Annotated in this window: 23 protein-coding genes; 9 read left to right on the top strand and 14 right to left on the bottom strand. The window is 65.5% G+C overall.

The window, feature by feature from the left end; genetic code table 11:
* Positions 1 to 90: 90 nt before the first annotated feature.
* The gene (locus VM889_12665; GenBank protein HVL49405.1) at positions 91 to 657 is read left to right on the top strand and encodes a hypothetical protein; all 567 of its coding nucleotides are present in this window, start codon (positions 91 to 93) and stop codon (positions 655 to 657) included.
* Positions 642 to 1,574: a hypothetical protein gene (locus VM889_12660; GenBank protein HVL49404.1), complete on the top strand. Its 933-nt coding sequence runs from the start codon at positions 642 to 644 to the stop codon at positions 1,572 to 1,574. The genes VM889_12665 and VM889_12660 overlap by 16 nt, the downstream gene beginning before the upstream one ends.
* Here the strand turns inward: VM889_12660 and VM889_12655 are convergent.
* The 3 genes from VM889_12655 to VM889_12645 are packed head-to-tail and all read right to left on the bottom strand — an operon-like array spanning position 1,558 to position 3,744.
* Entirely contained in the window at positions 1,558 to 1,965 is a 408-nt protein-coding gene (locus tag VM889_12655) for a hypothetical protein (GenBank protein ID HVL49403.1), read from the bottom strand. The two genes, VM889_12660 and VM889_12655, sit on opposite strands and share 17 nt — an antisense overlap.
* On the bottom strand, positions 1,962 to 2,624 hold the full coding sequence (locus VM889_12650) for a pyridoxamine 5'-phosphate oxidase family protein (protein ID HVL49402.1): 663 nt from the start codon (positions 2,622 to 2,624) through the stop codon (positions 1,962 to 1,964). The genes VM889_12655 and VM889_12650 overlap by 4 nt, the downstream gene beginning before the upstream one ends.
* A 46-nt stretch (positions 2,625 to 2,670) precedes the next feature.
* A complete protein-coding gene (locus VM889_12645; protein HVL49401.1) occupies positions 2,671 to 3,744 on the bottom strand; it encodes a bifunctional phosphoglucose/phosphomannose isomerase in 1,074 nt (357 codons plus the stop codon).
* Positions 3,745 to 3,870: 126 nt separating this feature from the next.
* Between VM889_12645 and VM889_12640 the strand changes: the two genes are divergently transcribed.
* On the top strand, positions 3,871 to 4,470 hold the full coding sequence (locus VM889_12640) for a DUF531 family protein (protein ID HVL49400.1): 600 nt from the start codon (positions 3,871 to 3,873) through the stop codon (positions 4,468 to 4,470).
* On the opposite strand, the gene VM889_12635 is transcribed toward VM889_12640, so the two are convergent.
* From VM889_12635 to VM889_12620, 4 genes are all read right to left on the bottom strand, one after another.
* Entirely contained in the window at positions 4,462 to 5,439 is a 978-nt protein-coding gene (locus VM889_12635) for a hypothetical protein (protein HVL49399.1), read from the bottom strand. The genes VM889_12640 and VM889_12635 overlap by 9 nt on opposite strands.
* A 72-nt stretch (positions 5,440 to 5,511) precedes the next feature.
* A complete protein-coding gene (locus VM889_12630) occupies positions 5,512 to 6,417 on the bottom strand; it encodes a hypothetical protein (protein HVL49398.1) in 906 nt (301 codons plus the stop codon).
* A gap of 201 nt (positions 6,418 to 6,618) precedes the next feature.
* Positions 6,619 to 7,521: a thiamine pyrophosphate-dependent enzyme gene (locus VM889_12625; GenBank protein ID HVL49397.1), complete on the bottom strand. Its 903-nt coding sequence runs from the start codon at positions 7,519 to 7,521 to the stop codon at positions 6,619 to 6,621.
* Positions 7,521 to 9,305: a 2-oxoacid:acceptor oxidoreductase subunit alpha gene (locus VM889_12620; GenBank protein ID HVL49396.1), complete on the bottom strand. Its 1,785-nt coding sequence runs from the start codon at positions 9,303 to 9,305 to the stop codon at positions 7,521 to 7,523. Before VM889_12620 ends, VM889_12625 begins: the two co-directional genes overlap by 1 nt.
* 162 nt (positions 9,306 to 9,467) lie before the next feature.
* Between VM889_12620 and VM889_12615 the strand changes: the two genes are divergently transcribed.
* The gene (locus VM889_12615; GenBank protein ID HVL49395.1) at positions 9,468 to 9,851 is read left to right on the top strand and encodes a hypothetical protein; all 384 of its coding nucleotides are present in this window, start codon (positions 9,468 to 9,470) and stop codon (positions 9,849 to 9,851) included.
* Positions 9,848 to 10,150: a hypothetical protein gene (locus tag VM889_12610; GenBank protein ID HVL49394.1), complete on the top strand. Its 303-nt coding sequence runs from the start codon at positions 9,848 to 9,850 to the stop codon at positions 10,148 to 10,150. The genes VM889_12615 and VM889_12610 overlap by 4 nt, the downstream gene beginning before the upstream one ends.
* Here VM889_12610 and VM889_12605 read toward each other — a convergent pair.
* Both VM889_12605 and VM889_12600 read right to left on the bottom strand, forming a co-directional pair.
* Entirely contained in the window at positions 10,147 to 10,938 is a 792-nt protein-coding gene (locus tag VM889_12605) for a hypothetical protein (protein HVL49393.1), read from the bottom strand. The two genes, VM889_12610 and VM889_12605, sit on opposite strands and share 4 nt — an antisense overlap.
* 566 nt (positions 10,939 to 11,504) lie before the next feature.
* Complete coding sequence (locus VM889_12600; GenBank protein HVL49392.1) at positions 11,505 to 12,299, bottom strand: enoyl-CoA hydratase-related protein; 795 nt, start codon at positions 12,297 to 12,299, stop codon at positions 11,505 to 11,507.
* A gap of 172 nt (positions 12,300 to 12,471) precedes the next feature.
* Here VM889_12600 and VM889_12595 point away from each other — a divergent pair, with 172 nt between their 5' ends.
* Positions 12,472 to 13,464 (top strand): hypothetical protein, encoded by a 993-nt coding sequence (locus tag VM889_12595; protein ID HVL49391.1) that lies wholly within the window; start codon positions 12,472 to 12,474, stop codon positions 13,462 to 13,464.
* Positions 13,465 to 13,799: 335 nt separating this feature from the next.
* On the opposite strand, the gene VM889_12590 is transcribed toward VM889_12595, so the two are convergent.
* The 5 genes from VM889_12590 to VM889_12570 form a co-directional block, all read right to left on the bottom strand.
* Positions 13,800 to 14,249, bottom strand: a complete 450-nt coding sequence (locus tag VM889_12590; GenBank protein ID HVL49390.1) for a hypothetical protein — start codon at positions 14,247 to 14,249, stop codon at positions 13,800 to 13,802.
* Between the two features lie 13 nt (positions 14,250 to 14,262).
* Positions 14,263 to 15,537: a hypothetical protein gene (locus VM889_12585; protein HVL49389.1), complete on the bottom strand. Its 1,275-nt coding sequence runs from the start codon at positions 15,535 to 15,537 to the stop codon at positions 14,263 to 14,265.
* A 224-nt stretch (positions 15,538 to 15,761) separates the two neighbouring features.
* On the bottom strand, positions 15,762 to 17,180 hold the full coding sequence (locus tag VM889_12580) for a tubulin-like doman-containing protein (GenBank protein HVL49388.1): 1,419 nt from the start codon (positions 17,178 to 17,180) through the stop codon (positions 15,762 to 15,764).
* Positions 17,177 to 19,210, bottom strand: coding sequence for a hypothetical protein (locus tag VM889_12575; protein HVL49387.1), 2,034 nt, complete (start codon positions 19,208 to 19,210; stop codon positions 17,177 to 17,179). Before VM889_12575 ends, VM889_12580 begins: the two co-directional genes overlap by 4 nt.
* Positions 19,207 to 19,995, bottom strand: a complete 789-nt coding sequence (locus VM889_12570) for a hypothetical protein (GenBank protein HVL49386.1) — start codon at positions 19,993 to 19,995, stop codon at positions 19,207 to 19,209. The genes VM889_12575 and VM889_12570 overlap by 4 nt, the downstream gene beginning before the upstream one ends.
* Before the next feature lie 236 nt (positions 19,996 to 20,231).
* On the opposite strand from VM889_12570, the gene VM889_12565 reads away from it, so the two are divergent.
* From VM889_12565 to VM889_12555, 3 genes are read left to right on the top strand one after another with little or no spacing between them, the layout of a single operon-like run.
* Positions 20,232 to 21,032, top strand: coding sequence for a hypothetical protein (locus tag VM889_12565; GenBank protein HVL49385.1), 801 nt, complete (start codon positions 20,232 to 20,234; stop codon positions 21,030 to 21,032).
* Positions 21,029 to 21,790, top strand: coding sequence for a hypothetical protein (locus tag VM889_12560; protein ID HVL49384.1), 762 nt, complete (start codon positions 21,029 to 21,031; stop codon positions 21,788 to 21,790). The genes VM889_12565 and VM889_12560 overlap by 4 nt, the downstream gene beginning before the upstream one ends.
* Positions 21,787 to 22,962 (top strand): hypothetical protein, encoded by a 1,176-nt coding sequence (locus VM889_12555; protein ID HVL49383.1) that lies wholly within the window; start codon positions 21,787 to 21,789, stop codon positions 22,960 to 22,962. Before VM889_12560 ends, VM889_12555 begins: the two co-directional genes overlap by 4 nt.
* The last annotated feature ends 511 nt before the right edge of the window (positions 22,963 to 23,473 follow it).

The raw sequence follows: 23,473 nt of genomic DNA, 5'->3' as shown, positions 1-23,473 counted from the left end.
GGCGGATGGGGGCGGGGGCGGAAAGGCTCGTCGGCCCCCGAGCGACGGGACATGGAAACGCTGATATGATCAGCAACGTCTACGGGTTCGATGCGACACGTTCTCGTGCTTGCGGTTCTGGGCCTGGTTGTCGCGATCGCCCCCCCCGTAGCGGCTGACGAGACGCTGAGCTGCGGGGAGCCCACGAATCCGTGCGTGGACGTCAATCCCTGGGTGGAGTACGTTCTCATGCAGGAATGGGATCAGTTCGTGAAGCCTGCGTGGACCCTCGTGGATGAGTACCACGACGCGTGCGCGGCGGCAGGCTGTCGTCTCGGGATTCTGCTCGGGGTCAAACAGGTCCCGCGATACGACACGGGCGGCCCGATGTGTGACGAACTGGAGTGCCGTGTTGCGGTCGATGGCATCGGCTGGCTTACGGGCGGAGCCTCACCTTTTACCATCCAGTGCGATCCAGGGAGCATGCGGGCCGGCGTGACAACGGAAATGTGCACCCGCGCGCAGACCGGCCCGAGGACCTACCACATCATTGTGGTGGGGCCTGGCACGTGTGGCCCAGTCACGTATCACCAAGACGTCATCGTCAGTTTCCTTGCCACGGGGGAGACGATCGTCGGTCGGGCGAGCGCGACGGTGAGCGTGTGCAACCCCGGGTGAATACGCTCGTTTGGGCACTTGCCATCCTCTCCGCGTCGGGATTGCCCGCCGTCGAGGGATCCGTCACAGTCGATCACTTCTCCGGCGGAGTTGCCGAACTCGAGCGGATCCGGGTTCACTCCCGAATGGTCGAGCACTCCTTCACCATCGTCCCCGTGGCGGGCGCCCAGGAGGTCGGGATCGCCTTCCTCACGTTCCAAGTACAAGAACTCGGCGGGGTCCCGACGCTCGTCCACCCTGACGGCGCATCTTTCCTGGTCGAACTGAATCACGGGTCGCTGATCGACGGCGGAATCGATCTCGCTGGTGGGGAAGGCGGGATCAATCGTCGAGTGAAGTTGGTCGAGAGGGAGTATTTCTCATTTTGGCTCTCGTGGTCGATGTGGGCTGACCAGCCTCGCTGGTGGGATCTCGTCCACGTTTTGGCGCTTCACAACGCGGAATTAGTGGATCGTGATCGGGTCGTAACACCCGCATCGGCAGTGCACAATCTCTGGAGCGCCAACTCGACGAGCGTACACTTCCTGAATCCGACTCAATTCGCTAAGCCCGCGGCTCAATTGCATCTAGCGAGCGCGGCGGACTGTTGCGGCAAGGCTATTGTCATCGGTGGCGAGCAGAATCTAACGGCGGTTCGGGGAATCTATGGGCGATTCTCGGATGTCACGACCGGTGTGGCTATCCGCGGCGTCGAGGGCAACGGCGACGATCGCTCCGTCGCATGTCCCCTTTATTGGTCCCCATACCTGAGGCCATGTCAGGAATCGGCCACCGACTGGTCGCCCGAAGTTTTTGTGGGTCGATCGGGTGATTACCGTCTCTGGAATTATGCCTCGGTGACATCCGCGAAGTTGACGCAACTCCACGCCTTCTGGGTCGACGCCCCGCTCCCGCCCGGCGTCACGGTCCCGCCGTGACGCGCGCCGCCGCGCGCGCCGCGCGGTCGGCCTCCGCGTTCGCCTCGCGGGCGACGCGCGCGACGGCGACGCGCACGCCGCGCGCGGCGAGGCGCGCGAGCGCCTGCCGGCATCGGGCGCGGATCTCGCCCGCTTCGCCCGAAATTTCGGGCCGGCGCGCGGCGAGGCCCTTCGCGACGAGCGCGCTGTCCGTCTGGAGCGCGAGTTCGCCGGGCGGCGCTTCGGCCTCGGCCCACAGGAGGGCGCGCTCAATCGCGATCCATTCCGCAAGATGGCTCGCGACGCCCGCGAGCGCGCCGCTTTCGACGAGCCTTCCTTCCGGGCGATCGACCACGAAGGCCCACCCGCCGAGGCCGTCGGGGCCGACGTAGCCGTCGGTCGCGATTCTCACGACCGTTCGGGCGTCCTCCGCGGGACGCGCGGAAGCGGCTTCTTCGGCGGAGCCGTCTTCGGGAGGTGCGGCGCGAAGACGGGCGCGCGCTTCCAGCCCGGAACCGGCGGCACGTGGCCCTCCCGCGGCGCGAACGGCGAGGGCTCCTCGAGAGTCATGCGGTGGATGTAGCGCGGGCAGTTCGGGAAGACGCGGTCGACGGCCACCCTCACGATGAGTTGCGCGCCCTCGAACTCGCTCATGAGGGGGTCTTCGTTCGAGAGCGTCGCGCGACCGTGCACGCGGAGCCTCCCGGGGTCGGCGAAGTCGATGAAGAGCATCGCGACCTCGGGATTGACGAGGACATTCCCGAGGGTGCGGAACATGCCATTGCCGTCGTAGCTCGGGAACACGACGGTCTTTGCGTCGAGCGATCGCACGAAGCCGGGAAGCCCCCCTTTATAGGACACATCGGGTCGGCCGTCCGCGTCGGCGGTCGCGAGGAAGAAGAAGGCGCAGGACTCGATGAAGCCCGCGTCGTCCTCCGAGAGGTCGTCGTGGAAGGTGACCTCCTCGAGGCGGTCCGCGATCCTGCGGCTGTCGAAGTGATCCTGCAGCGCCCGCGCGCCCTCGTGGTAGAGCTTGGAGGATGCCGCGTCGCCGTGTCCGTGGTCGTCCATGGTTTCCTGTAGAGGGGATGGGCTGGGGGTTGCTTAGACTCGACGATCACTTCGCGACCGTGTCCACGAAGCCCGTTTCGCCGAGCTTGTTCTTGAGGCGCGTGATGATCTCGACCGGAGAGGGGTCCTTTCCGCGAAGGACCGCGAGGTAGCCGCTCACCATGTCGCCGACGTACGTCGCCGTGAGCATCGCGGTCACGAAGCCCTTGCCCTTCGCCTGGATCTGCACGAGGCGCCCCCCGCGCTCCTGGATGAGGTGGCCCGTGAAGTCGTAGCGTTCCTTGATCTGCGGGTGCTCCTGCTCGCGGCGCAGGAAGATCGCGGTGAATCGATCGAGGTCGTCGTCGCCCGCCCAGCCCACGAGTTCATTGTGGTTCATCTCGGGCATCGCGCCCCAGAAACCGAGGATCTTCGAGTTCTCGTTCAGCTCGTTCGCGAAGCGGCGCGCCGCGGGGACGAGCTCATCGGCGCCGTAGACGATCGGCACCGAGTCCTGGAGCGCGAGCGCGATGCGCTTCGCTTCGTTGCGCGCGGTGCCCGCCTCGGGCGCGAGGTCCGCGGCGAGGGCGCGCAGATCCGGGAGCGCCTCGGTGAGGGCGGCGCGGGCCTTGATCACGCCGTAGGCTTCGAGGACAAGCGCGCTCGTCGCGAGGAGGATCGGGAGCGCGGCGCGGGGCTGATGGCCGCCTTCAATGCGCACGAAGGGCGCGCCGTGCTTCTTCGCGAGAGCTTCGAGCTTATTGCCCGTCGCGATGGCGGCGACCATCGCGCCGCGGCGGTGCGCCTCGGCGAAGGCGGCGAGCGTCTCCTCGGTGTTGCCCGAGTACGAGATGGCGAGGACGAGCGTGTCGGCGTCGACGTAGGCGGGAAGCGCGTACGTGCGGACGACCTCGACCGGCGCCGTGCCTTCGAGCGCGGCCCACGCGGCGAGGTAGTCGCCGCCCATGGCGGAGCCGCCCATGCCCACGATCACGACGCGGCGCACCTTGCGCGCGGGGCGGATGGCCTTGCCGTCGAACGCCGCGAGCGCGCGCTCGAGCATCTCGGGCGAGCCGTGGATGGTGCCCAGCATGTTCGACGCGTCGACGGCGCGGATCTTGTCCTCGGGCAGGTCCAGCATGGCTCTCGCAGGCGGGAACGAGGGAAGTGGTGGATAAGCATTGCCGGTAGGGGCTCTGGAGGCGCGCTCCTCCCGTCCGGGCGAGGGGACCAAACGTTGATGGGACAACGACCGCGTGGCCGGCGCGTGCCGGGCCGCCTCACGATCGGGCTCTACAATTCGTACGACCCCCGGCGGCTCACGGAGGCGCACCGCCGCGCCCTCGCGCGCGCCGCGCCGCTCGCGCTCGCCTTCGACGCGAACCTCGTCGCGTTCGGCTTCCCGTGGGACGCCGCCGCGGGCGACCTCTCGACGGGCCGCGGCGGCGCGAAGGGCGGGCCGCTTGAACTCTCGACGCCGCTCGACATCGCGCGCTTCGTCGCCTCGACGACGAGCGTCGGCGAAGGCGGCGACTATTTCGTCCGCCTCGCGGAGGATGGGCGGTTCCAGACGTTCGACCTCCCGAGGAAGGGCTTCCCGCCCCAGCTCGGCGAGGTCGTGCTCACGACGGAGCACGCGACGGGCCCGAAGTCGACGACGCCGCGCGACGTCGCGGCCGCGCTCGTGGCGGGGCGCAGCCAGCTTCTCGTCTTCGGGCTCGGCCCGCACGGCGTCCCCAAGGACGTGCACGCGATGGCCGCCCGCGAGCTGGACGTGACGGGCCGCAACCTCAGCTTCGAGACGGCGACCGCGCTCGGCGCCGTCGTCGCGGCCATCGACGCGCACCGCGACGCGATGTCAAGGTAGGTGGTCGTAACGGTCGTCCAAGAAATCAGCGAGGGGTCCGGGCGTCGCGACGCCGTTCGAACCTCCGCCGATGGGCATTCCGCCTGCCGCGAGCGCAACCATCAGGACGAGGTCGTCCCCGGAGGCGTTCGTGCACGCTTCGCCGCCGGATGAACTTCCTTCGCAAGATTCGCGCGTCCACGTGTGGCGCCCCGCGGCCACGTTCGCTGCGGTGCCGTCCGCGGCCGTCCCCGTTCCGTCGAGGCCGGCCGATCCCATGACGCCTTCGTAACACGCGTGGGTCGTGTGGCGTGAGGTCGACGACCAGGCGTCACGGCTTTCGAAGGCGGATTGGCCATGAGAACCGCAGCGGTCCTTCGTGATGGCGGCCCTCGCGGGGCTTTCCACGATGATGCCGGACGAGCAGGACGATCCGACTTCCTGGCTCCCTTCGTTTCCGGTGGTGACGCGTCCATCCTCGTCGCGACTCTGGTCGGATGAGGTTTGCCGGTTGTCGTAGGATTCGCATTTCGACGTCGCGACGGTGACGGGGCCCGTGATTCCACTTTCAGCGTGGGCGCCCTGCGTGGTTTGGGCTCGGCTCTCGTACGTCCCTTCCGAACGGTAGGTGTACGGGCAGGGGGGTCGTGGCCATCCGCAATCGCGCCGCGACGCGTTGTACTCGTATTGGTCATTCCCGGCTTCGCGCGACGCTTCCTTGGAACCGAGGTCGGCCGACGCCGTTTCCTCGCCTGCCGTGAAGGTCAGGCCCGCGTCGGAATCCGTCGATTCGCACGTCTGCCCGTATGTGCTGTCGATATTCGTCCACGCGCGACTGTCATCCTCGCCCGAGTCTCTCTCGAACGAATATGATTCGCTGCACGAAGTCCGCTCCTCGTCAATCCGGATTTCGAGCGCGACTCCCGCGCTCGTCGGTGAGAGGAGGACGAGCGCTGCGACGGCTGCGACGAACGGGAGGGATCTTGTCATGGGATGACGGCCATGAGGTCAACGGTGATGACTTAAGGCTTCCGAGGGTCTGCCGGGTTCGCGGCGAGCCGCTCAGGGCAGAACCACATTGACATCGCGGCTCTCGTGGACCATCAGCGTGTCGATGATCCAAATCACGTTGATCCCGTATGACGTTCTTGCGTCGGGGTCATCGCAGCGAGAGCATGATCGGACGATCTCCGCCCACGCGCCCACCGTCGTCTCGTCCTCCGGGACCTCGACGGCGTGGCCTGCCCGGAGGCGGCAGGTCGATTCTCGCGTCTGGGTGTCCCAGGTTTCCCCGGCCTGCCCGCCCACGTGGTCGTTGCGATACGAGCCCGCGGAATGCTCGCGTCGCTCGCGGCATTGTTCCACCTCGCGATGCGCAAGCCCTGGAATCATGACGCCGGTCGAGCACGTAGCGTCCTCGTCGCCCCACGAGGCATTCATGACAAAGTCTTCCCGCGGAGGTCTTCGTTCGTAGGACTCCAACTCGCCTGTGTAGCGGTTGGAGGTGGCCTGGCACCAAGAGGTCAAAACGGAAGCGTCGCCCGCGGCGCTCTCCAGGAAGAGGCCTTCATGGCTCTCGCGGGTCGTGGCGTTGTGGGAATCCTTGGAGCGGATATCGTAGCACGTCGACTCGGGGCCTTCGCACGGCTTGGATTTCTCGTGGATCTCGGTCGTCGAGTTCCGACTGTGGCTCGTGGATCGCTCGCCCTTGGATGCGCTCACGAGCCTTGTCTCGTCTTGGGTGATGTCCACGCGAACGTCGTCGCGGCGCGCGCTGCACTGCGTTTCGACGTCGAGCTCACTGCCCGAGGAAGACCTGCCGTCCCGGGAGTCGTTCCACGAATTCCCGTTCGAGGTCGATGTGCAGGATTCCGACTTTTCGTCGCGCCTCACGTCCACGTCGAACGTCGCCGCAGTGGATGCGGGCAAGGCCGCGAGGAACAGGACAAGGATGGCGAGGGCGCGCATGGGAGATCATCCCTGCAGGCCGTTCCCCGGGATTATCGTTTCCTCACGTGAGCATGTTGTCACCACGGGTTGCACGATCGCGCGGATCGCCTGCCGGGTGTGGCAGAGCGGTTGCCGATCGCCTGCCTCGCCCTCCGCGCTCGTGGGCGTCATGCCGGCTTTCGCTCGGGCGCGGCGGCAGCGGCGCCGACTTCAGTTCCCTCAGAGCAGCTCAGCGAGCATCCTCTCGGCGGCCTCGCGCTTGATCTTGATGTCGCGTTGGAGGGCGGGCGCCTCGAAGCGCGAGAGCGCGGGGTCCTGCTCCTCGTACGTGGGCTTGCCCTCGGCCTTGTAGAAGACCCCGATCGGGACCTTGCCGTGGGGGTCGCGCGTCGGCCACTCGGAGGCGCGGTCCGCCGCGGCGCCGAAGTCGGCCGGGTTGTGCCCGGATTCCTCGAGCTTGTAGACGCGCTCGCGGAACCAGTCGTACGTGTTGAGCTTGTTGTACGTGACGCACGGGCTCTGCACGTCGACGAGCGAGAAGCCCTTGTGCTCGATGCCCTGCTGGATGATGTCCGCGAGGTGCTTCGCGTCGCCCGAGAACGCTCGCGCGACGAACGTCGCGCCCGCGAAGAGCGCGAGGCCGAGCGGGTTCACGGGGTTCTCGATGTTGCCCGTGGGCGTCGATTTCGAGTTCATGCCGACGAGCGACGTGGGCGAGGTCTGGCCCGTCGTGAGGCCGTAGATCTCGTTGTTCATGACCACGTACGTCACGTCGAGGTTGCGGCGCATCGCGTGGATCATGTGCCCGATGCCGATGCCGTAGCCGTCGCCGTCGCCGCCCGTGATCACGACCTTGAGATTCGGGTTCGCGAGCTTGACGCCGGTCGCGACCGGGATCGAGCGGCCGTGGAGCGTGTGCATGCCGTACGCCTTGAGGAAGTGCGGCAGGTTCGACGAGCAGCCGATGCCCGAGACGACGACGAGGTCCTTCGGGTCGGTGCCGGTCGTCGCGCACGCGCGCGTCACGCCCGTGAGCACGGCGTAGTCGCCGCATCCGGGGCACCAGGTGGGCTTCGTGTCGACCTTGTAGGCGGTGACGGGAATCGGATTGATCGCGGCCATCAGTGCATCCCTCCCTTGACGGGGATCTTCTCGTGCGCGACGATCTCCTTGACCTTCGCGACGATGTTCTCGGGCCAGAACGGCTCGCCGTCGTACTTGCGGAGCGACGCGTGGGCGACGATGCCCGTCTCGGTGCGCAGGAGCCGCTCGAACTGGCCCGTGAAGTTGCCTTCGCAGACGAGGATGTGGCGCGCCTTCGAGAGGATCGCCGTGACTTCCTTCGTCTGGAAAGGCCAGACGTTCTTGACTTCGAGGGCGTTCACGTGGATGCCCTCCGCGGCGAGCGTCGCCATCGCCTCGCGCGCCGCGCCCTGGGTCGAGCCCCAGGTGACGAGCGTGACGGGCGCGTCCTTCGGGCCCAAGAGCTCCGGCTTGTCGAAGTCGGCAAGCGCGCCCTCGAGCTTGCGGCCGCGCTTGTCCATCTGCTTGATGCGGACCTCGATCGCGTCCGCGAGGCCGGCGCGCACGTCCGAGACGAGCGTGCCGTCCTCGTCGTGCTCGTCCGAGCCCGCGATGTGCTCCGCGCCGGCCATGCCCGGGATCGCGCGGGGCGAGACGCCGTTCTCCGTGAGTTCGTAGCGGAGGTAGGGCGTCGGGACCGAGCCGTTCGTGATGAGCGCGCCGCGGTCGATCGCGACCGACTCGAGGTCGAGGCCGTCGACCGTCTCGAAGTGCTCCGAGAGGAGGAGGTCCGAGAGGACGAAGACGGGCGTCTGCCAGCGCTCGGCGAGGTTGAAGGCCTCGGCGGTCGCGTGGAACGCCTCCTCGACGTTGCGGGGCGCGAGGATGATGCGGGGCCAGTCGCCCTGGCCCGCGCCCATGATGAGGTTGAGGTCGCCCTGCTCGGTCTTCGTGGGAAGGCCGGTCGAGGGGCCCGAGCGCTGCGAGTTCACGACGACGATCGGCGTCTCCGTGATGCCCGCGAAGCCCGTGGCCTCGACCATGAGCGAGAAGCCGCCGCCCGACGTGCCGCACATCGACCGCGCGCCCGCGTAGGCCGCGCCGATCGTCATGTTGATGACCGCGATCTCGTCCTCGGCCTGCTTCACGACCATCCCGTTGTCGGGGCCGTGGTCCGCGAGGAAGTGGCCGATCGACGACGCGGGCGTCATCGGGTAGAAGGCGTAGAACTTGCAGCCCGCGGCGAGCGCGCCGAGCGCGATCGCCTGGTTGCCGGTCATGAAGAGGCGGCGCTTGTCGCTCCACCCGAGGACGTAGTCGAGGCGACCCCAGTGTTCCTTGGCGTAGTCCCAGCCGGCCTGAGCGGCCTCGAGGTTCTGGGAGATGATCTCCTGCTTCTTGTGGCCGAACTGGTCCTCGATGACGCTCTTGAACTTCGCGATGGGCGCGGCGATGAACTGCATCGCGGCGCCGAGCATCACGGTGTTCGCCATGATCGGGTTCTTCGAGTACTTCGCCGCGATTTCGAGCGCGGGCATCGGGAAGGCGCGCACGCCCTTCGGAAGCTTCGTCTCGTCCGCCTTGACCTTCTTCGGGTCGAAGATGACGCCGCCGCCGGACTCGATCGAGCCGACGTGGGCGTCGTAGGTCTGCTGGTTGAGGGCAATGAGGATGCCGACGTTCTGGCCGACGGAAAGCACGCGATCGGCGCCCGCGCGGATCTGGAACCACACGTGGCCCCCGCGGATGACCGACTGGTAGCTGTTGTACGCGTACACGTGCAGGCCGGAGCGGGCGCACGTCTTGCCGAAGATCTCACCGGTCGACGCGACGCCGTCGCCGGCTGCGCCGCCGATGCGGATGGAGACTTCCTTGCGGGACAAAGTGGAACCTCCGAGAGGCTGGAAAGGGGGCTTTTCCGAACCGGGAACCCGGCCCCACCCTTCATATAACTTTGCCACCCGGGGTCCCCTTCCGACAGGCGGCCGGCCGGCATCGACGACCCGGCGCAAACGTCCTTGTCGGCGGGGACCCGAGCCCCCCGCATGAAGCGCAGCAAGGTCGACCTCCCCCTCGCCGAGCGGACGGGCTACCGCACGCCCTACGTTGCGGGGGGGTCCGGCGGAACGCTGCCCCCCGAGGCCATGCGGGAGCGCGAAGGCGACCCCATCCATTTCGCGGGTTTCGGGGCCGCGGCGCTCGCGTCCGCGTTGCCCGTCGAGGCCTTCCCGCTCACGACAGGCGAGATCCTCGCCCGCTGGGGCGTCGCCCGGCTCGCCTCCCCCGGCGACACGTTCCTCGCCTTCGCCTGGTTCCTGATGCGCATGCCCGACGAGCGGTGGCCCACCAAACGGGCATTCCTCGACGCGTTCCTCCTGGCGTTCCCCGCGATGGCGCCCCGCGTCCCCACGGAAGGGGGTCCGGCATGACCGCGAAGGACGCGCAGGGATTCCCGCTCGAGGCGGCCCCCCTCCCCTGGGGCGACGATGCGGGGGTCGAGGCGATCGCGATCATGTTGCAGGATCTCGAGTTCCCGCGCACGCTCGCGAGCCTCCGCGCGCAGGCGGGGCATTGGCGCGTGCCGGTGCCGGGGGACGCCGCAATCCCGCTCGATGAGGTCCTGAAGCGGCTCCCCGACAAGCTCTACAGGGACTCGAACGACGTCGCCGTCACGGCCGCGAAGAAGCTCCCCGTCCTGAGGTATCCCCACAACGCGCTCGCGGATTAGGTCCAGCAGTCCGCCGCGAGGCCGGCGAGGCTCACGGCCGCGTGGGGGAAGAGCGCGGAGCGGGGCTCGCCGAGGGGGACGACGCGCGCGCGGAACGACCCGAGGTCGGCCCACGGATAGGGGGCCCCGGGCGCGCCCCAGGTGCGCGAAAGGACGAACGCCGAGTAGTCGAGGCCCGCGGCGCCGAGGAGCGCCCGGCGGTTCCCGGCGAGGTCGGACACCGCCGCGTAGGCGAGCTCGCCGAGGGCGACGAGCGTCGTGGGACGCAGCGCCCGGAGGACGCGCGCGAGCTCGGCGAGGCCGGCCTCGTACGCTCGCGGAAGCTCCACGGGGAGCGCGCGCGGCAGCGGCGCGGGCCGACGGTCCGCGCTCGTGAAAGCGTATGGGCAAACGTCAAGCACCTGGGCCGTCGCGAAGAACGGCTCCCACGGCGCCGCAACGCGGGCGCGCACGTCGGTGAGCACGGACCAGAAGCGCTGCGCCGAGACGTCCAGGGTGTCGCCCGACACCTTCGAGAGGTCGAGCACGTCGCGCGCCACGCGCGCGTCGACGAGCGGGAGCCCGGTGGACTCGGCGGCGCGCAGGCCCGGCGTTCCCGCGAGGAACACGACCCCTCCGGGGGACGCGCGCGCGCCGTAGCGGACGAGGAACTCCTCGACGACCGCCTCGTTGGCGGCGGCCGGGCTCCACGCGACGAGGCCGTTTGTGCGCGCCTCCTCGACGACGTCCTCGGGGACGCTCGCGACGCGGCGGAAATGCTCCGCCAGCGTGGACAGTGGTCCGCTCACGCGCCCCTCAACGTCTCTAGAGGTTTTGTACTCTCTCGCTACTTCATATCGTCCGAGCATCGCCCTGTGCGGCCGATGGAACGAGTGCGCCGCGTGACGCGCGCGGCCCCGCGTCCGTGACCCTTCAACCTCGCCCTGGAACAAACGCCGGAGCAGCGCACGCCCGCGGCGCGGCGCGCGCGACGACTGCGATCGCGCGACGCGGCCGTGGTATCAAGGGCGCCTCGTGACATCGGGGCTCGGGTGTCGGGACCGGGTGCGGGACCGCAGCCGGTGATCGCGCCCGGGTTTCACAATTTCACTGTCGCGAGAGGCAGCCCTGAGGGCCCCCGCACCGCACGCGAAGGGCGCGCGTAAGGTAGGTAACGTGGTTCGAGAATCAAACGCGGGTCTGGATGGGGGTCCAGGGGGCGGCAGCCCCCTGGCGCTGGGGGAGGAGTCCAGAGGAGGGGCGCGCGAAGCGCCCCTCCTCTGGCACGGAGTGGCGCGCGCCGAAGGTCCCGCCGCAGCGGGACCTTCGGTGTGAAACGCGCGCCACGGAGTGCACCGCTGTAAGGCCCCGAACTTCACTGCCCCTTGAAGCTCGGCTGGCGCTTCTCCGTGAACGCCTTGATGCCTTCGCGCAGATCCTCGCTCGTCATGACCTCGCCCATCTCCTTCTCGCTCGCGGCGAGGGCGACGTCGATCGTCTCCCCCATGCCCGCGTTGATCGCGCGCTTCGCGGCGGCGACCGCGACCGGGCTCGACTTGACGCTGATGCGCTTCGCGATGTCCATCGCGGCGCGCAGCTCGTCGCCGTCCGGGACGACCTTGTTGAGGATGCCGAGTGTCTTCGCCTCCTGGGCGTTCACGAGCTGGCCGGTGAAGATGAGCTCCTTCGCGCGGCCCACGCCGATGAGGCGCGGAAGGCGCGCGATGCCGCCCCAGGCGGGGATGAGGCCGAGGCTCACTTCGGGGAGGCCGAAGCGCGCGCGGTCGGAGGAGATGCGGACGTCGCATGCGAGCGCGAGCTCAAGGCCGCCGCCGAGCGTCAGGTTGTTGATGGCCGCGATGACGGGGGCGTTGAAGTTCTCGATCTTGTTGAAGACCTCGTTGCCGAGGCCGAGGAACTCGCCGGCCTTCGCGGGGTCCTTCTCGAGCGAGGCCATCTCCTTCACGTCCGCGCCGGCGCAGAAGGCGTTGTTGCCCGCGGCCGTGACGACGACCGCGCGGACCTTGGCCTTCTGGAACTCGTCGAGGGCGGCCTGGATCTCCTTGAGGAGCGTGATCGAGAGCGCATTCACGGGGGGCGCGTTGAGCGTGAGGACGCCGATGGCGTTGTTGTCCTCGAGCTTCGTCTTGATGAGCTTGAAGTCGGCCATGGGGCGGATGAGGCGCCCGCGGGTACATAACCACTTTCGCTTCGGGACGCCTCCCGGGAGTAAAAACCCGGAGCGGTCGCGACGACGGGACGACGAAAACGTCGACGGGTCGCGAAAGACCCTGTCCCGGCAAAGCTCATCCGCGCCCTTCGCCGTGGATGGGCGGGGTTGCATGCTCCGACTCGCCGCGGTCCTCGTGCTCGTCGCGCCCGCCTTCATGCCGGTCGGAGGCGCGAGCCCCGAGACGCTCTCGGTGTGCCGGTTGGACTACGTCGAGGGCGCGAACGGTCCGTTCCTCGGGCTTCCGCCGTCGGACGGCCAGATCTGCGTGGGCGCCTTCGCGGCGACCGCGGTGTCCGTCGGGTCCCACAGCACCTGCGTCCTCCTCGCAAGCGGCGACGTGGACTGCTATGGTTACAGCGCCTATGGGCAGACGCAGGATCGTTCCGAAGGGGATGCCGTCGCCGTGAGCGCGGGCGCGCATTACGCGTGCATCCTGCTTCGAAGCGGCCACGTCGACTGCTTCGGGGCGTGGCGTCAGGGCGCCTCGGAGGATGACGTCGGAGGCGACGCGGTCGCCATCGATGCGGCGAGCAACCACACGTGCGTTCTCACGGATGCGGGCAACGTGCGCTGCTGGGGACACAATCACGATGGCAAGTCCGAACCCTACCAAGGGGGCGACGCGGTCGCCGTGAGCCTCGGCGCGTCGCACACGTGCGCGCTCCTCGCCTCGGGAAACGTCGATTGCTGGGGCTCGAACCGCTGGGGCGAGGGCGACGATTACCTGGGCGGCGACGCCGTGGCCATCAGCGCGGCGAACGCCTACACCTGCATCCTCCTTCGGTCCGGCAACGTCGACTGCCGCGGGTCGGGCCCGTACGGACAGGTCGGGGACTACCTCGGCGGCGATGCGATCGCGGTGAGCGCCGGCGGTCTCCATACGTGCGTGCTCGTCGCCTCCGGCCGGATCCACTGTTATGGCGCCCACGACCCCGCCGAGGACTACGCCGGCTCCGACGCGGTCGCCGTGAGCGCGGGCGGGGGCGGTACGTGCGTTCTCCTGCGATGGGGTTCGGTCGAGTGCACCGGGAACCGCGGCGGCGCATACGGTCAGAGCCAGGATTACGTGGGCGTCGTTCCGGCCTTCGGGAAAACCGGGTAAAGGGTTCAAGGGTCGTGAGATCCGCCTCGGAATCGAGATTCTGCAGCGACACGGCAATCGTACGCGCACCGGAGCCTCGATCGCGCACGAGGCGACCGTCGGCTCGCGCTATCCCGCCCCCGGTGCGAACGTCCGCGTCGATCTTCCGACCCGTCCCGGAGCCATGGGTCCCGCGACGAAATGGCGCGCCGCGTGGGGAGACGGTGAGGCGACGTCCTGGCAGGCCTCGCCCACCTTCGAGCACGTCTATCGCTCGGCGGGCGAGGTGACGGCCACCTTCGAAGCCGGCAACGAGGCGGGTCAGACTTCGATCGCGACCGTGCGCTTCGACGTGGTTAGATCTTCGCTCGGAGCTCAGCCAGCGCCGCTTCGAGCGCCCCGACGCGGGGGGCAAGGGGCGAAATCTCCGCTGGCCGGTCGGGACGTTGATGACGGGCGGCTTCGAGTTCCTTCATGGCCTGTTGGAAGGCGGACAAAGCCTCTTGGACTCGGATCGTCGCTTCCTTCTGCTGTAGTCGGAGGAGTTCCGCGTCAGCCCACACGCGCCGGAACCGATTTGCGAGGTAGTAGAAGCCGATACAGCCGGCGATAAATACGATGATTTCGAAGAACATCAGGAAGCGAAGCGCCGCATTGACGTCCGTGAACCAGTTACCAAAGATATTCGGGATGACGAGGAGGCCAGTCGCCGCGCCGATGAGGAGTACGATCGCGACACCCGCCATGATCAGGACTCCGCGTCCAAGTGTTTTCGATGCGTCTCTTGATGTGTTCTGTGCTGCCATGTCCGTTCCCTCCTTACCCTAGCCCTCGTCGGGCGTATTTCTGGACGCTTGGAAGCGCGAGGAGCGCGAGCTCGACGCGTGCAAGGGCGCCAGCAGTGCGTTGCCCAGCCGCGCTGGTCATTTCGACCTTCTCGATCTCCGCAAGCCACGCGTCAAAGAAGTCTGAAATTCCCGCCATTCGCAGTTCCGTGCACGCACGTTCCACTTCTTTCACGCTGCCCGGCCTGCCCAATGCTGCGACGGCAATAGCATCAGTGGTAAATCCCCATTCCTCGGGGGGGCGGCCGCCCAGAAATTGCGTGCTATCGGCCTCGATGTTCGCGAACTGTGCCGCGGTCGCCCGGACGGTCTCAATTAATGCGGCGTCGTTACTCTTCATTGCTTCATCCAGCAAGAGTAGGAGAACGCGTGCGAATGGAGCGAACAAGGCATACTGGCGCCGGCCATGTTGAACGTCGCGATCGAGCCATAACGAAAGATCCGAGCGTAAGAGCTGAAGGTCCGCGTTGGTGGCGGAGGCGTGAAAGGCGATGAACGGACGGATAGACGCAGCGAGATCCGTTGGCGCCCACCCGCGAGCCTGTCGCGCCTCCGATGCCACGCGCATCAATTCTGCGTTAATCGCCTCGATACCTTGTTCGGCATTCGGAACGCGGATGTTGACTTCCGCGAGTGCACGTGCCGCAGCGCGCGCCGCATCCTCCTTACGACGGAGGTCTTCCTCGAGACGTTGGCGCTTCAGATCCGTTTCCGAAAGGCGGATTCGCGTGCTTTGCAACTCGCTTGTCGTCGTTTCGAGATCGCTGCGCACTTGGCGCGCGGCGTCTGGGAGGTCGTTCGGGTCTTGCCATGGACCGCCCGGAGCAAGGGCTCGAAGCGCATCCGCAGTCACCCTGCACAATGCGTCGTGCTGTGTACGGAGGCTTGCATACAGGTTCTGTACGCGCGCGAGTTCGCTTGTTACAACTGCGTGCGCCTTCTGCGCCCGAACGAGCTCTCCTTCAACTTGTGCACTGCTGGAGCTCGCGCCGGCTCTTGGGCGACTGCGCTCCATTTGGACCTTGGCGCCGATGCTGACGAGTCGTAGTGCGGCGATCGAGGCCCATCGCTTAGGGGAGCCCTTACGATATGCAGCGATCTCCTCCCGAATTGTACTTGAGGTTCGAAACTCCAGATCCGGGGGCAGCGACGTCGGTTCGGCGCCGAGGATGCGGGCGGCGATTTCTATGCCCTGTTTCACAAACTCATTCCGAACGGCGGGCGTGAAGAACTCGAGAGCTCGTTGCACGCGCCTCTTCCTCCGCGCGAAAGGCTGTCGCATTTTCCACTTCGCGCGTCTTCTAAGGGTTACCAATCGGGAGGCAGAGATCGCTTTCGGAGATTGAGATAGGAGGAAATCCCATTGGATCGTGGCGATGTCCCCAATTGACGTATAGGGGGTCGGCAAAGCGAGTGCGCCGATTAGGATTCGTTCGAGCCTAATAGCGTCGAGTGTCCGCTCCGCATCATCGTTTAGCTGCGCCGGCGTCCCAATTCCCCCCTTTGGATAGAGGTTGCGAATCCCTGGAACGTAGTGAGGACGCTATCAAGTTCCTTCCATTCCATAGCGACGGTGACGAGATCGGAGTGGTCGCCGGCAACATACTCCTTCTGGGCTTCCTCGGTGAGCTCGCCGAGAAGGTGACCAATGCTCCGACAATTCGCGGCGAGCCAGAGTTCGCGCGTGGCGCCGGGTGAAGGTTGCACGCAGCCGTTAAAAGGGACCTTCACTTCCTTCCCGACCCCTAAATGCGAGCGCGCGTCTGCAACAACAACTCCCATCTCGTCACGGGTCACATCGCCTCGGGCGCCGACGTACAGACTGTCGACTTCCCCGGGGGATAGAGCACGCCCGGACAGGCTATAGATGGAACTCAGCGCATACTCAACGAGTTCCGTTACCGACGAGTCGTCGGTTTTCTCATACTCGGGGACGATGGGTGCCGCGGCTGCCATGACGAATGGTTGGGGCTTTCGAAGGAGGCACGTCACAATGTCTCCAATATCGCGTTCATCATCGAAACCCGGCGGGCCGGGAAACCTCGCACACGAGGTCACATGCGATGCGTAGCGGCCAATCATCGTATTGAGCTCGCCCAGGTTGTCGGAGACTTTGCGGGTGACCAACGAGTTCACGCCTGCCAAGGCCTCGTTTTGGAACACGAAGATGAGATCAGCCGGCCGCCGCTTCCCGACCTTTGGCAGTTCGACCTGGTCTGCTGCCTTTTTGCTGGTTGTTGCGGTCCTGAGAAAGTCGGGCAGGAACTCGGGTCGCTGGCGCCCTGTCAGGGTTGAGAGGGACAGAATCGTATTGTAATGCGCGAGTGGGGGGGCCCCGTGCACGTCGTCGTATGCTGATGGTAGGACTGAGTAGCACAGAATTCTAGACTCTGGCCGGAGTTCACGGATCTTCTCGGCAACGTACGAGGATGCGCCAGAGCCAGTTCCTCCGCCAGTGCTGTGGAAGATGTGGAAGTTCTGAACGTTCTCCCAACCCGACGGCCCACTTCCGAGGGCGTTCTCGAGCCAGGGGCCGAACTGCAAGGCGGCAATGCGATATCCCAGCCACCACTGGTTTTCGGAACCTCGAGTCAACAGGCCGAGGTCTCTGATGCGGACGTAGGGAATCTGTTGATCCCTGATTTGCTTCTTCAGTTTGACGCGCGTCTGGTGGGAAGCATCGAATACGACCGCTCGGGGGACCACGGTCCCGCCCAGTTCGGCAATGCCTTCGTTTGTAGCTTCTTTCGAATCGAGCTCGTGGAAGAAAGTGTCAACGAACTGGGTTTCGGTCTTCTCAGCGAGCTTGCGTTCCTCGTCGATGATCTTGAGGAACTCAAGGCCTGGGCCAATGCCGCCGTGGCCGATCATGATGACGGCGTTATGCGTCACTTGGGTTCACCTTCGTTGATCCACTCTTGGAGGGCTTCGTAGTCGAGGATGCTAAACTCCTTACGTAGCCGGTTCTTGATCGCGTCGGAGTCAGGCCCGTTCTTTGCGAACTGTGCTCGTGCGCGGCCACGGTGGAAGTAGAACCGATCTCTAAACTGCTCGTAGCCGATGGAATGAGCGCGAATGAGGGTAGCGTCGAACTCCGCCGGGCCGCGAGCGCCGACACATGCCGCGAGAACCTCCCGATCGAAGTAGATCGGGAAGGTTTTCTCTATAAACCGGTCGCGGTCCGAGTCGCGGTTCCGCTTAGGTTGTTCCGGGTCACGCGCTAATACAGGAAGCGTGTTCTCGATCAGAGCGGAAAGGTATCTGTTCTTCCGCTGGGTGGGGCTGAGGTTGGCGCGGACGAGGCCCCGTCGACCTTCCTCTTCGGCGAGCATTTCTGGCGGCGCTTTGGCGAATCGGTCAGCGAGCTTAACCAGAGCTTCTGTTGCAACTCGGATATCCTGGATGTCGATACCTGACAGGATGCCATTTTCGATCTGGATGAAGATGTCATTATTCACGCCGCGCTCAATCGCCGCGAACTTTCGTTTGGCGAGATCCAGTTCAAGCAGAGGTTGAACTCGCTCCTTCATGCGGTTCAAGATGGACCGCGCTTCTCCCACCCGAACGTGTGGAAGGCGCTCAAGCAAGGTGTTCATGCTTTCGAACAGGTTCGGCGCATACTGGCCGACCCCGTGTTCGATGAGGAATGCCTTGCCCTCGCGAGCGCTCGAAATAATCTCCCTGAAAATCGGTTCAATCAACTGGGCATCATCGCTTTTCGTCGCTTCCGGAAATTGGGCCCAAAGACGCACGATTGTCGATTCGACCGCCTTCGCCAACTCGTTCGGCACGGATTCTCTAACAAGGATTGTTTTGAATTGCAGCTCCGCGGCAGAGTTCCGTTGGATGGTCGCTGCCCGGTCCTCGGCTTTGCGGACGGCGTCTTCAATTTCGGCTGGCGGGTGGCGAGAGGCGAGGACGCGCGTCAGGGTACGCCACTCCGGAGACGCTTCGATGCCTGGGACGTTCGCAATGACGCTGATGCGTGGGGCTTGCCGCGCGGCTTCGTCGAGCCACTCCGCGGTCGCGAGGGCGCTCTTCAGTTTGAAACTCTGGAGGTCGAACGCCTTTACTTCCCTCGCGAGCGCGAGGGCAGTCTCGCGCAGGTTGTCGGTGAGCGATCCTGGTAGCGACTCGACCGCAGTGATCGCGTGAGCTGCCGCCGCGTCGGATCGGGTGAGAATCGGCAGGAAATCGGCCTTCACCGTTCGCCAACTGGCTTCGAGTGAAGTCGCGCTCGCACGGAGCTCGTCCGGCGTGGAATCTGCTTGTAGACGCGCGAGCCGCGTGTCGAGGAAGCGTTGACCAGCACCGAGAGGGTCGGGGGTCTTCGCTGCGTCGGAGCGAGTGAGCTCGATTAGTGTGAGGGCGGCATCGAGGCCGGAAACTCCTTCGGTGACTCGGCTTGTGAGGTGCGCCAACTCCCCCACGTCTCCGTGTCCCTCGCGAACGCGGCGTGCAGCGTTCGCGGCGGCCTCGAGCGTTTCCTTTAGTTGCGGGACACAGCGCGAGCCAGGTACGACTTGCTCGGACCGCTCGAGGGTCCGGGCGGCGTTGGCAATCCTGGCTTCAGTCCTTTCCAGATGTCTGCGAATTCCCTTTTGGGCGGCGGCGATTAGTTTCTCACTCTTGATGATCGCTGCGTTCGTGGCCGCGATATTCTCGGCGAGTTCTCGCTCGCGACGTGTTTTTGCCCACGGAAGCCGACTCATTTTCGCGTCTTGGGTAAGCGGATCATTGACTTGGAGGAAGTGCTCGTTTTCATGCGTGGCCTCTCGAAGGGTCCCGGTGAGGGCGAAGTCCTCGGAGTCGGCTGGGAGGCCGTTTGGACGAAGTGCCTCTATAGTCGAAACGAGCCGCCGAAGCTGCTCGGTCAGATCGCGTAGCTTGGCGCAGCGTGCTGCGAACAAGTCTTCGGTCATGGCTCTTTCCTCCAGTTTCGTCGGGTGGACAGCGCCGGCTGTACGGTGCCTGATAGGTTCGCGAGTGCGGTATAGAATGCCTCGAGCTCAGCGACGGCTTCTGGTCGGACGTACCAGAGGCTGTCGCCGGAGCGGCTCGATCGCTCGTCAACCAGTCCGGCCCGCTTTAGCTCCCAAAGCTGCTTGTAACACGCGCCTTCGATTTCCCGCGGGACTCGGCGCAGTACCGCGTTCACGTACTCCGGTTTAGCAGCAAACTTTGGGACTCGCTCATTGGCTCGCTCGTCGGCGGTTTCCTTAATTTGTCGGAGCTTGTCCTTCAGAAGCTGCTTCTTCCGCTCGTCCTTTTCGTTCTCGGGGTCCCCGACCCCGTCGATGCGAACGCGCGCGCGGACGATCGCTTTCGAGACAACGTGCTTCATTTGAGAGGATGTGAGGACTTGGACGAGGCTCTTGTGCAGGTCAGCCTCGTTCGGGATTCTTCCGAAAACACCTGCGCTAAGCGAGGCGATGTCGGCCGCCCAAACGGTTGTGGTGGCGACCTCAAGCTTCTGCAGGCCCGGGAGTTCCGCCTTGCCCAGTAGGAAGGACATGAGCCTTGCCCGGTACGGATCCCCGAGCAATTGGACGAGAGCGAGACGCCGGTCTTCGTCCGGACGAGGGACTGAGGACTTACGGAGTCGAATGGCAAGCTCACGTGCGGCTTCTGGAGCGACGAAGGGAAAGTCGCGGTGCATACGCCGCGCGAGTCCGCGGTCCTCTCCCTGAACCGGTTCGTCTGCCACTTACTGTCTCCCGAACCGATGAGCGGCGTTTGAAGGATAAAACAATTCTCGTAACAGTGATTCTCAATAGGAACAAGCCTACCGACTGGAGAGTGGCGTACGATCAGGGTAGGCACCTACTCAAGGCGGACGTTGCTCTTTTTAGAATAGGTGACTCAGGGCCAAGCAGAAGATGCTCTCGAAGGCAATCTCCCGACCAGCAGCACATGACGACATGAGGCTGCTGAGGAAATACCATGTTGCACAATGTGAAGACGTCGTGGAGCCGCCCGAAGGGTCGCGCCCGCATCATCGCGCTGGCAGTCCTGTTGGTGGCGATCGTCGCGCCCACCACCTATTGGGTCGCTGAGAACTTCGAGAAGCTAACAGCCCCCTTTGTCAGCGTCTACGAGGGGCTCGGCCCGAGCGGCCAGACCTGGGTTACGCTTGCAGCGGAGTGGGGGTCGGCTGCGCTTCTGGGGATCACCATCTGGATCATCTACGACCGCTACCTCACCGGCCAGCCCGCTTCGCGCGGGTTGACCATAGTCGACGGAGGGAACCATCTTCAATGGCTCGAACGGCATCTGCAGGGGATGGGCAAGAAGCTCCGCGGGAAAGTCCAACTTGCGGGCGTCCTCCCCGTCAACGGTGCCCCTGGAAACCGCGCGATCCGCGTTCGCCGCTGGTGGAGCCCTCTCCGACTGGAGCTCTGGGGAGTCCGTCCTGGTGAGAAGCCCGGACCGACGCGCAATCTCCATGAAGGAGCTGCCCGCGATTATCACGAACCGATCGTCAAGTTCGCGGACGCCACTCAGCGCGTCGTCATCCATGCGAGCATCGACGGCCTCACGAACGCGAACGTCGTGAATCAGCTTCACTCCGCGTTCACGAACAAGCAGGTCTTCGGCATCGTCAACGGCCGCGCGCCTACTCAGCTCGTCGAGGCGCTGAATAGCCAGTTCCTCTACCAGGAGGCCCGCGACCGCCTGGCTGCTGCCCGCGATGACCGCGGCGAGAGCTCGGACCCTGCTCCTCTCGTGGCGGTGGTCCCGTGAGCCGTTCCACGTCGAAGGCAAATGACTTCGAAGCCGTTGCTCGGCTCCGCACCGCGCCGAAGCCTCAAGGCCTGCCGCCCGGGACCAAGGCCAACACCCCAATCCCTTCCAAGGGCGATGGGGCAATCGTCACGAGACAGCAGACGACGCAGGATTGCCTGTCCAGCCTTCTCTCGCAGCACCCTCGCGCGATCATCCAGATCGTCGCGAACCCCACTTGGCTTCCGGAGCAGTTGGACGCGGTCGAAGGACCGATCCTTGAGGTGCTCTACGCGGCGATGGCGGACTCGAACGCAGATGGAAGCAAGGGCGCCGCTGAGACGCCGAGCTACCTCGGCCTTAACACGCCGCTCTTCATCGCCTTCCACGAGCGCACGATCTCGGACGTCATGCTTGCGCAGGAGGAGATCCAAGAGCTCGGCCTGAAAAATACGGTCGGGGGATACCTGCCGGTACAGAGCCTCGCGGGGCATGTGATGGCATTTGCGGGCGTCACTGGCCCCGGCGAGGGAGAGCGGATGTTCAACGAGCACGTGCGCTCGATCGTCTCGCTCTACAAGCCGGACAGGTGGGTCACCTGGTGCCACGTCGACGAGTCGAAGCCGTCCGACGCCGGCCCGTCCATCGTTCCGCTCCTGGAATTTCCGCTCCACCTCTTCGTCGACACGTACGAAGGCGTCGCCCGCCGGAAGGAGTTCCGCACGTGGCAGCGCCGCCTAACAGAAGACATCAACAAGCACACGGAGGCAAACGCATGAAGAGCTACATCCCCACTCTTTCGATCCTGCTCATGCTCGCTGCGAGCATGCCCGCACAAGCGCAAACCACCACAGCCGCACCGGTCTACCTCAGCGTCACGTTGAAGGATCTCGTCGTCCTCTCGAACGACTCTGCTACGCCCATCACGCTTACCTTGGAGCGCAACGGCGCTTCCGTCGGAAGCGTCACGCAGAGCGTTACCTCGGACAAGGGCTCCGCCTCGCTGCAAGGGATCACGGCGACCGGAACCCTTCCGGATGATGCTGGTGGGCTGGCGGCCGGCGTTCTGACCGCGATCATCAGCGTTCGCGGAGCGCCCGCGCTGAGCATATCTGGCGCCCCTGAACCCATGCAGGATGGGCGGCTCATTTGGCGCACCATCTCTCTGTCGTGGCCTACCGCGAGTCCGATCCGCCCGAGCGGCCAAGACTTGATGCTCTTCAACCGCGGGTGGAGCTCGGACACCCTGACTCTGCTGTTTTCGCCGGCCCCCGGCGTGAACCTTTCAGGAGCGACCGTGGAGTTGCAGGCTTGGAGCGGGACCCAAGCTGCGAAGGGTGCGCTGCTGAACTCGACCTCCGCCCCCATCCAGTCGGACGCGCCGGGCGTCGCCTACGCCGTCCTGGAGCTTGATCACCTCCCTCCGCAGATCGTGTGGCGAGGCCGGCTCGCCATGCCGAACGGCTCGAATTACGCGTACCAGTGGAGTGAGCTCGATTTTGCAACCGGCAGCAGCCCGAACGGCGGATACACGCGCGGTACGCCGCCGATCATCCAGGCCGCGGCGAGCAAGCACCGCGTCGAGCAGCACACAGAGACCGTCACTGTTCAGGCCGAGGTGCTGACGGGCCAGTACACGCAAGATCTCCAAGATCACAGCGGCGACAAGTACGACCGCATCGAGGGTGAAGACGTCTCTGGATTGCTGCCGTTCTTCACCGGCGAGCGAACGAACGGGCGGGCGCCCGTCACAAACGAGACTGTGACAACTGAGCCCGTGACCAACGCCTTGACGCTCTCCAACACGCAGCCGTGCTCGGGGGGTTGGTGCTGGGGGGACACGGCAATGTCTCCCGAGCACTTCGCGCGCAACCTGATCGTCGTGCTGGTCCTCACGCTCGCTGCGGTGTCGATCATCGCGGTCGCGCGCCACCGCAGGCGTACCGCTTAGGTGAGTCGTATGCGCCGAGAACCCCGCAACGCGAGTGTCGCCACACTCGGGGACCTCGCCTCGATCCATTGGAGTGTCGAAATCTTTGCGAGCCTGGCAGTAGTCCTGACGATGCACGCGCGATTCCGTGCTGCAACCCGCTGGCAAGGGGCGGGGTTGACCGAAGGGCAGATTCGCCAGAAGCTGCTCCACGCTCGCTACTTTCCTGCGCCAGCCGGCGCGTGGCACGCGGTCGTGGACGTCGCTGGGCAGGACGGCGTCTTCGTCGTTGCGATCGATCGAGAGCTCGTGACGGTTATTACGAGCTACCCTCTCGCCGAGGAACGCCGGAGCGCATATCGGGGCCAGGGAAGGCCACTCGCGTCCGTCATGCTCGCTGCAACGTGAGCTGCTTGGGTCGAGGCAACGATGACACCCACGCAAGTTTTCGGACAAGCTTACATATTCAAGGTTCAGTTAGGGGGAGGGGGTGCGTGAGATGGGCAAGTTATGGAACGGCTACAAGTGGTTC

Source organism: Candidatus Thermoplasmatota archaeon (assembly GCA_035540375.1).
Lineage (GTDB): Archaea > Thermoplasmatota > SW-10-69-26 > JACQPN01 > JAJPHT01 > DATLGO01.
This window is presented reverse-complemented; position numbering and strand designations above follow the sequence as displayed.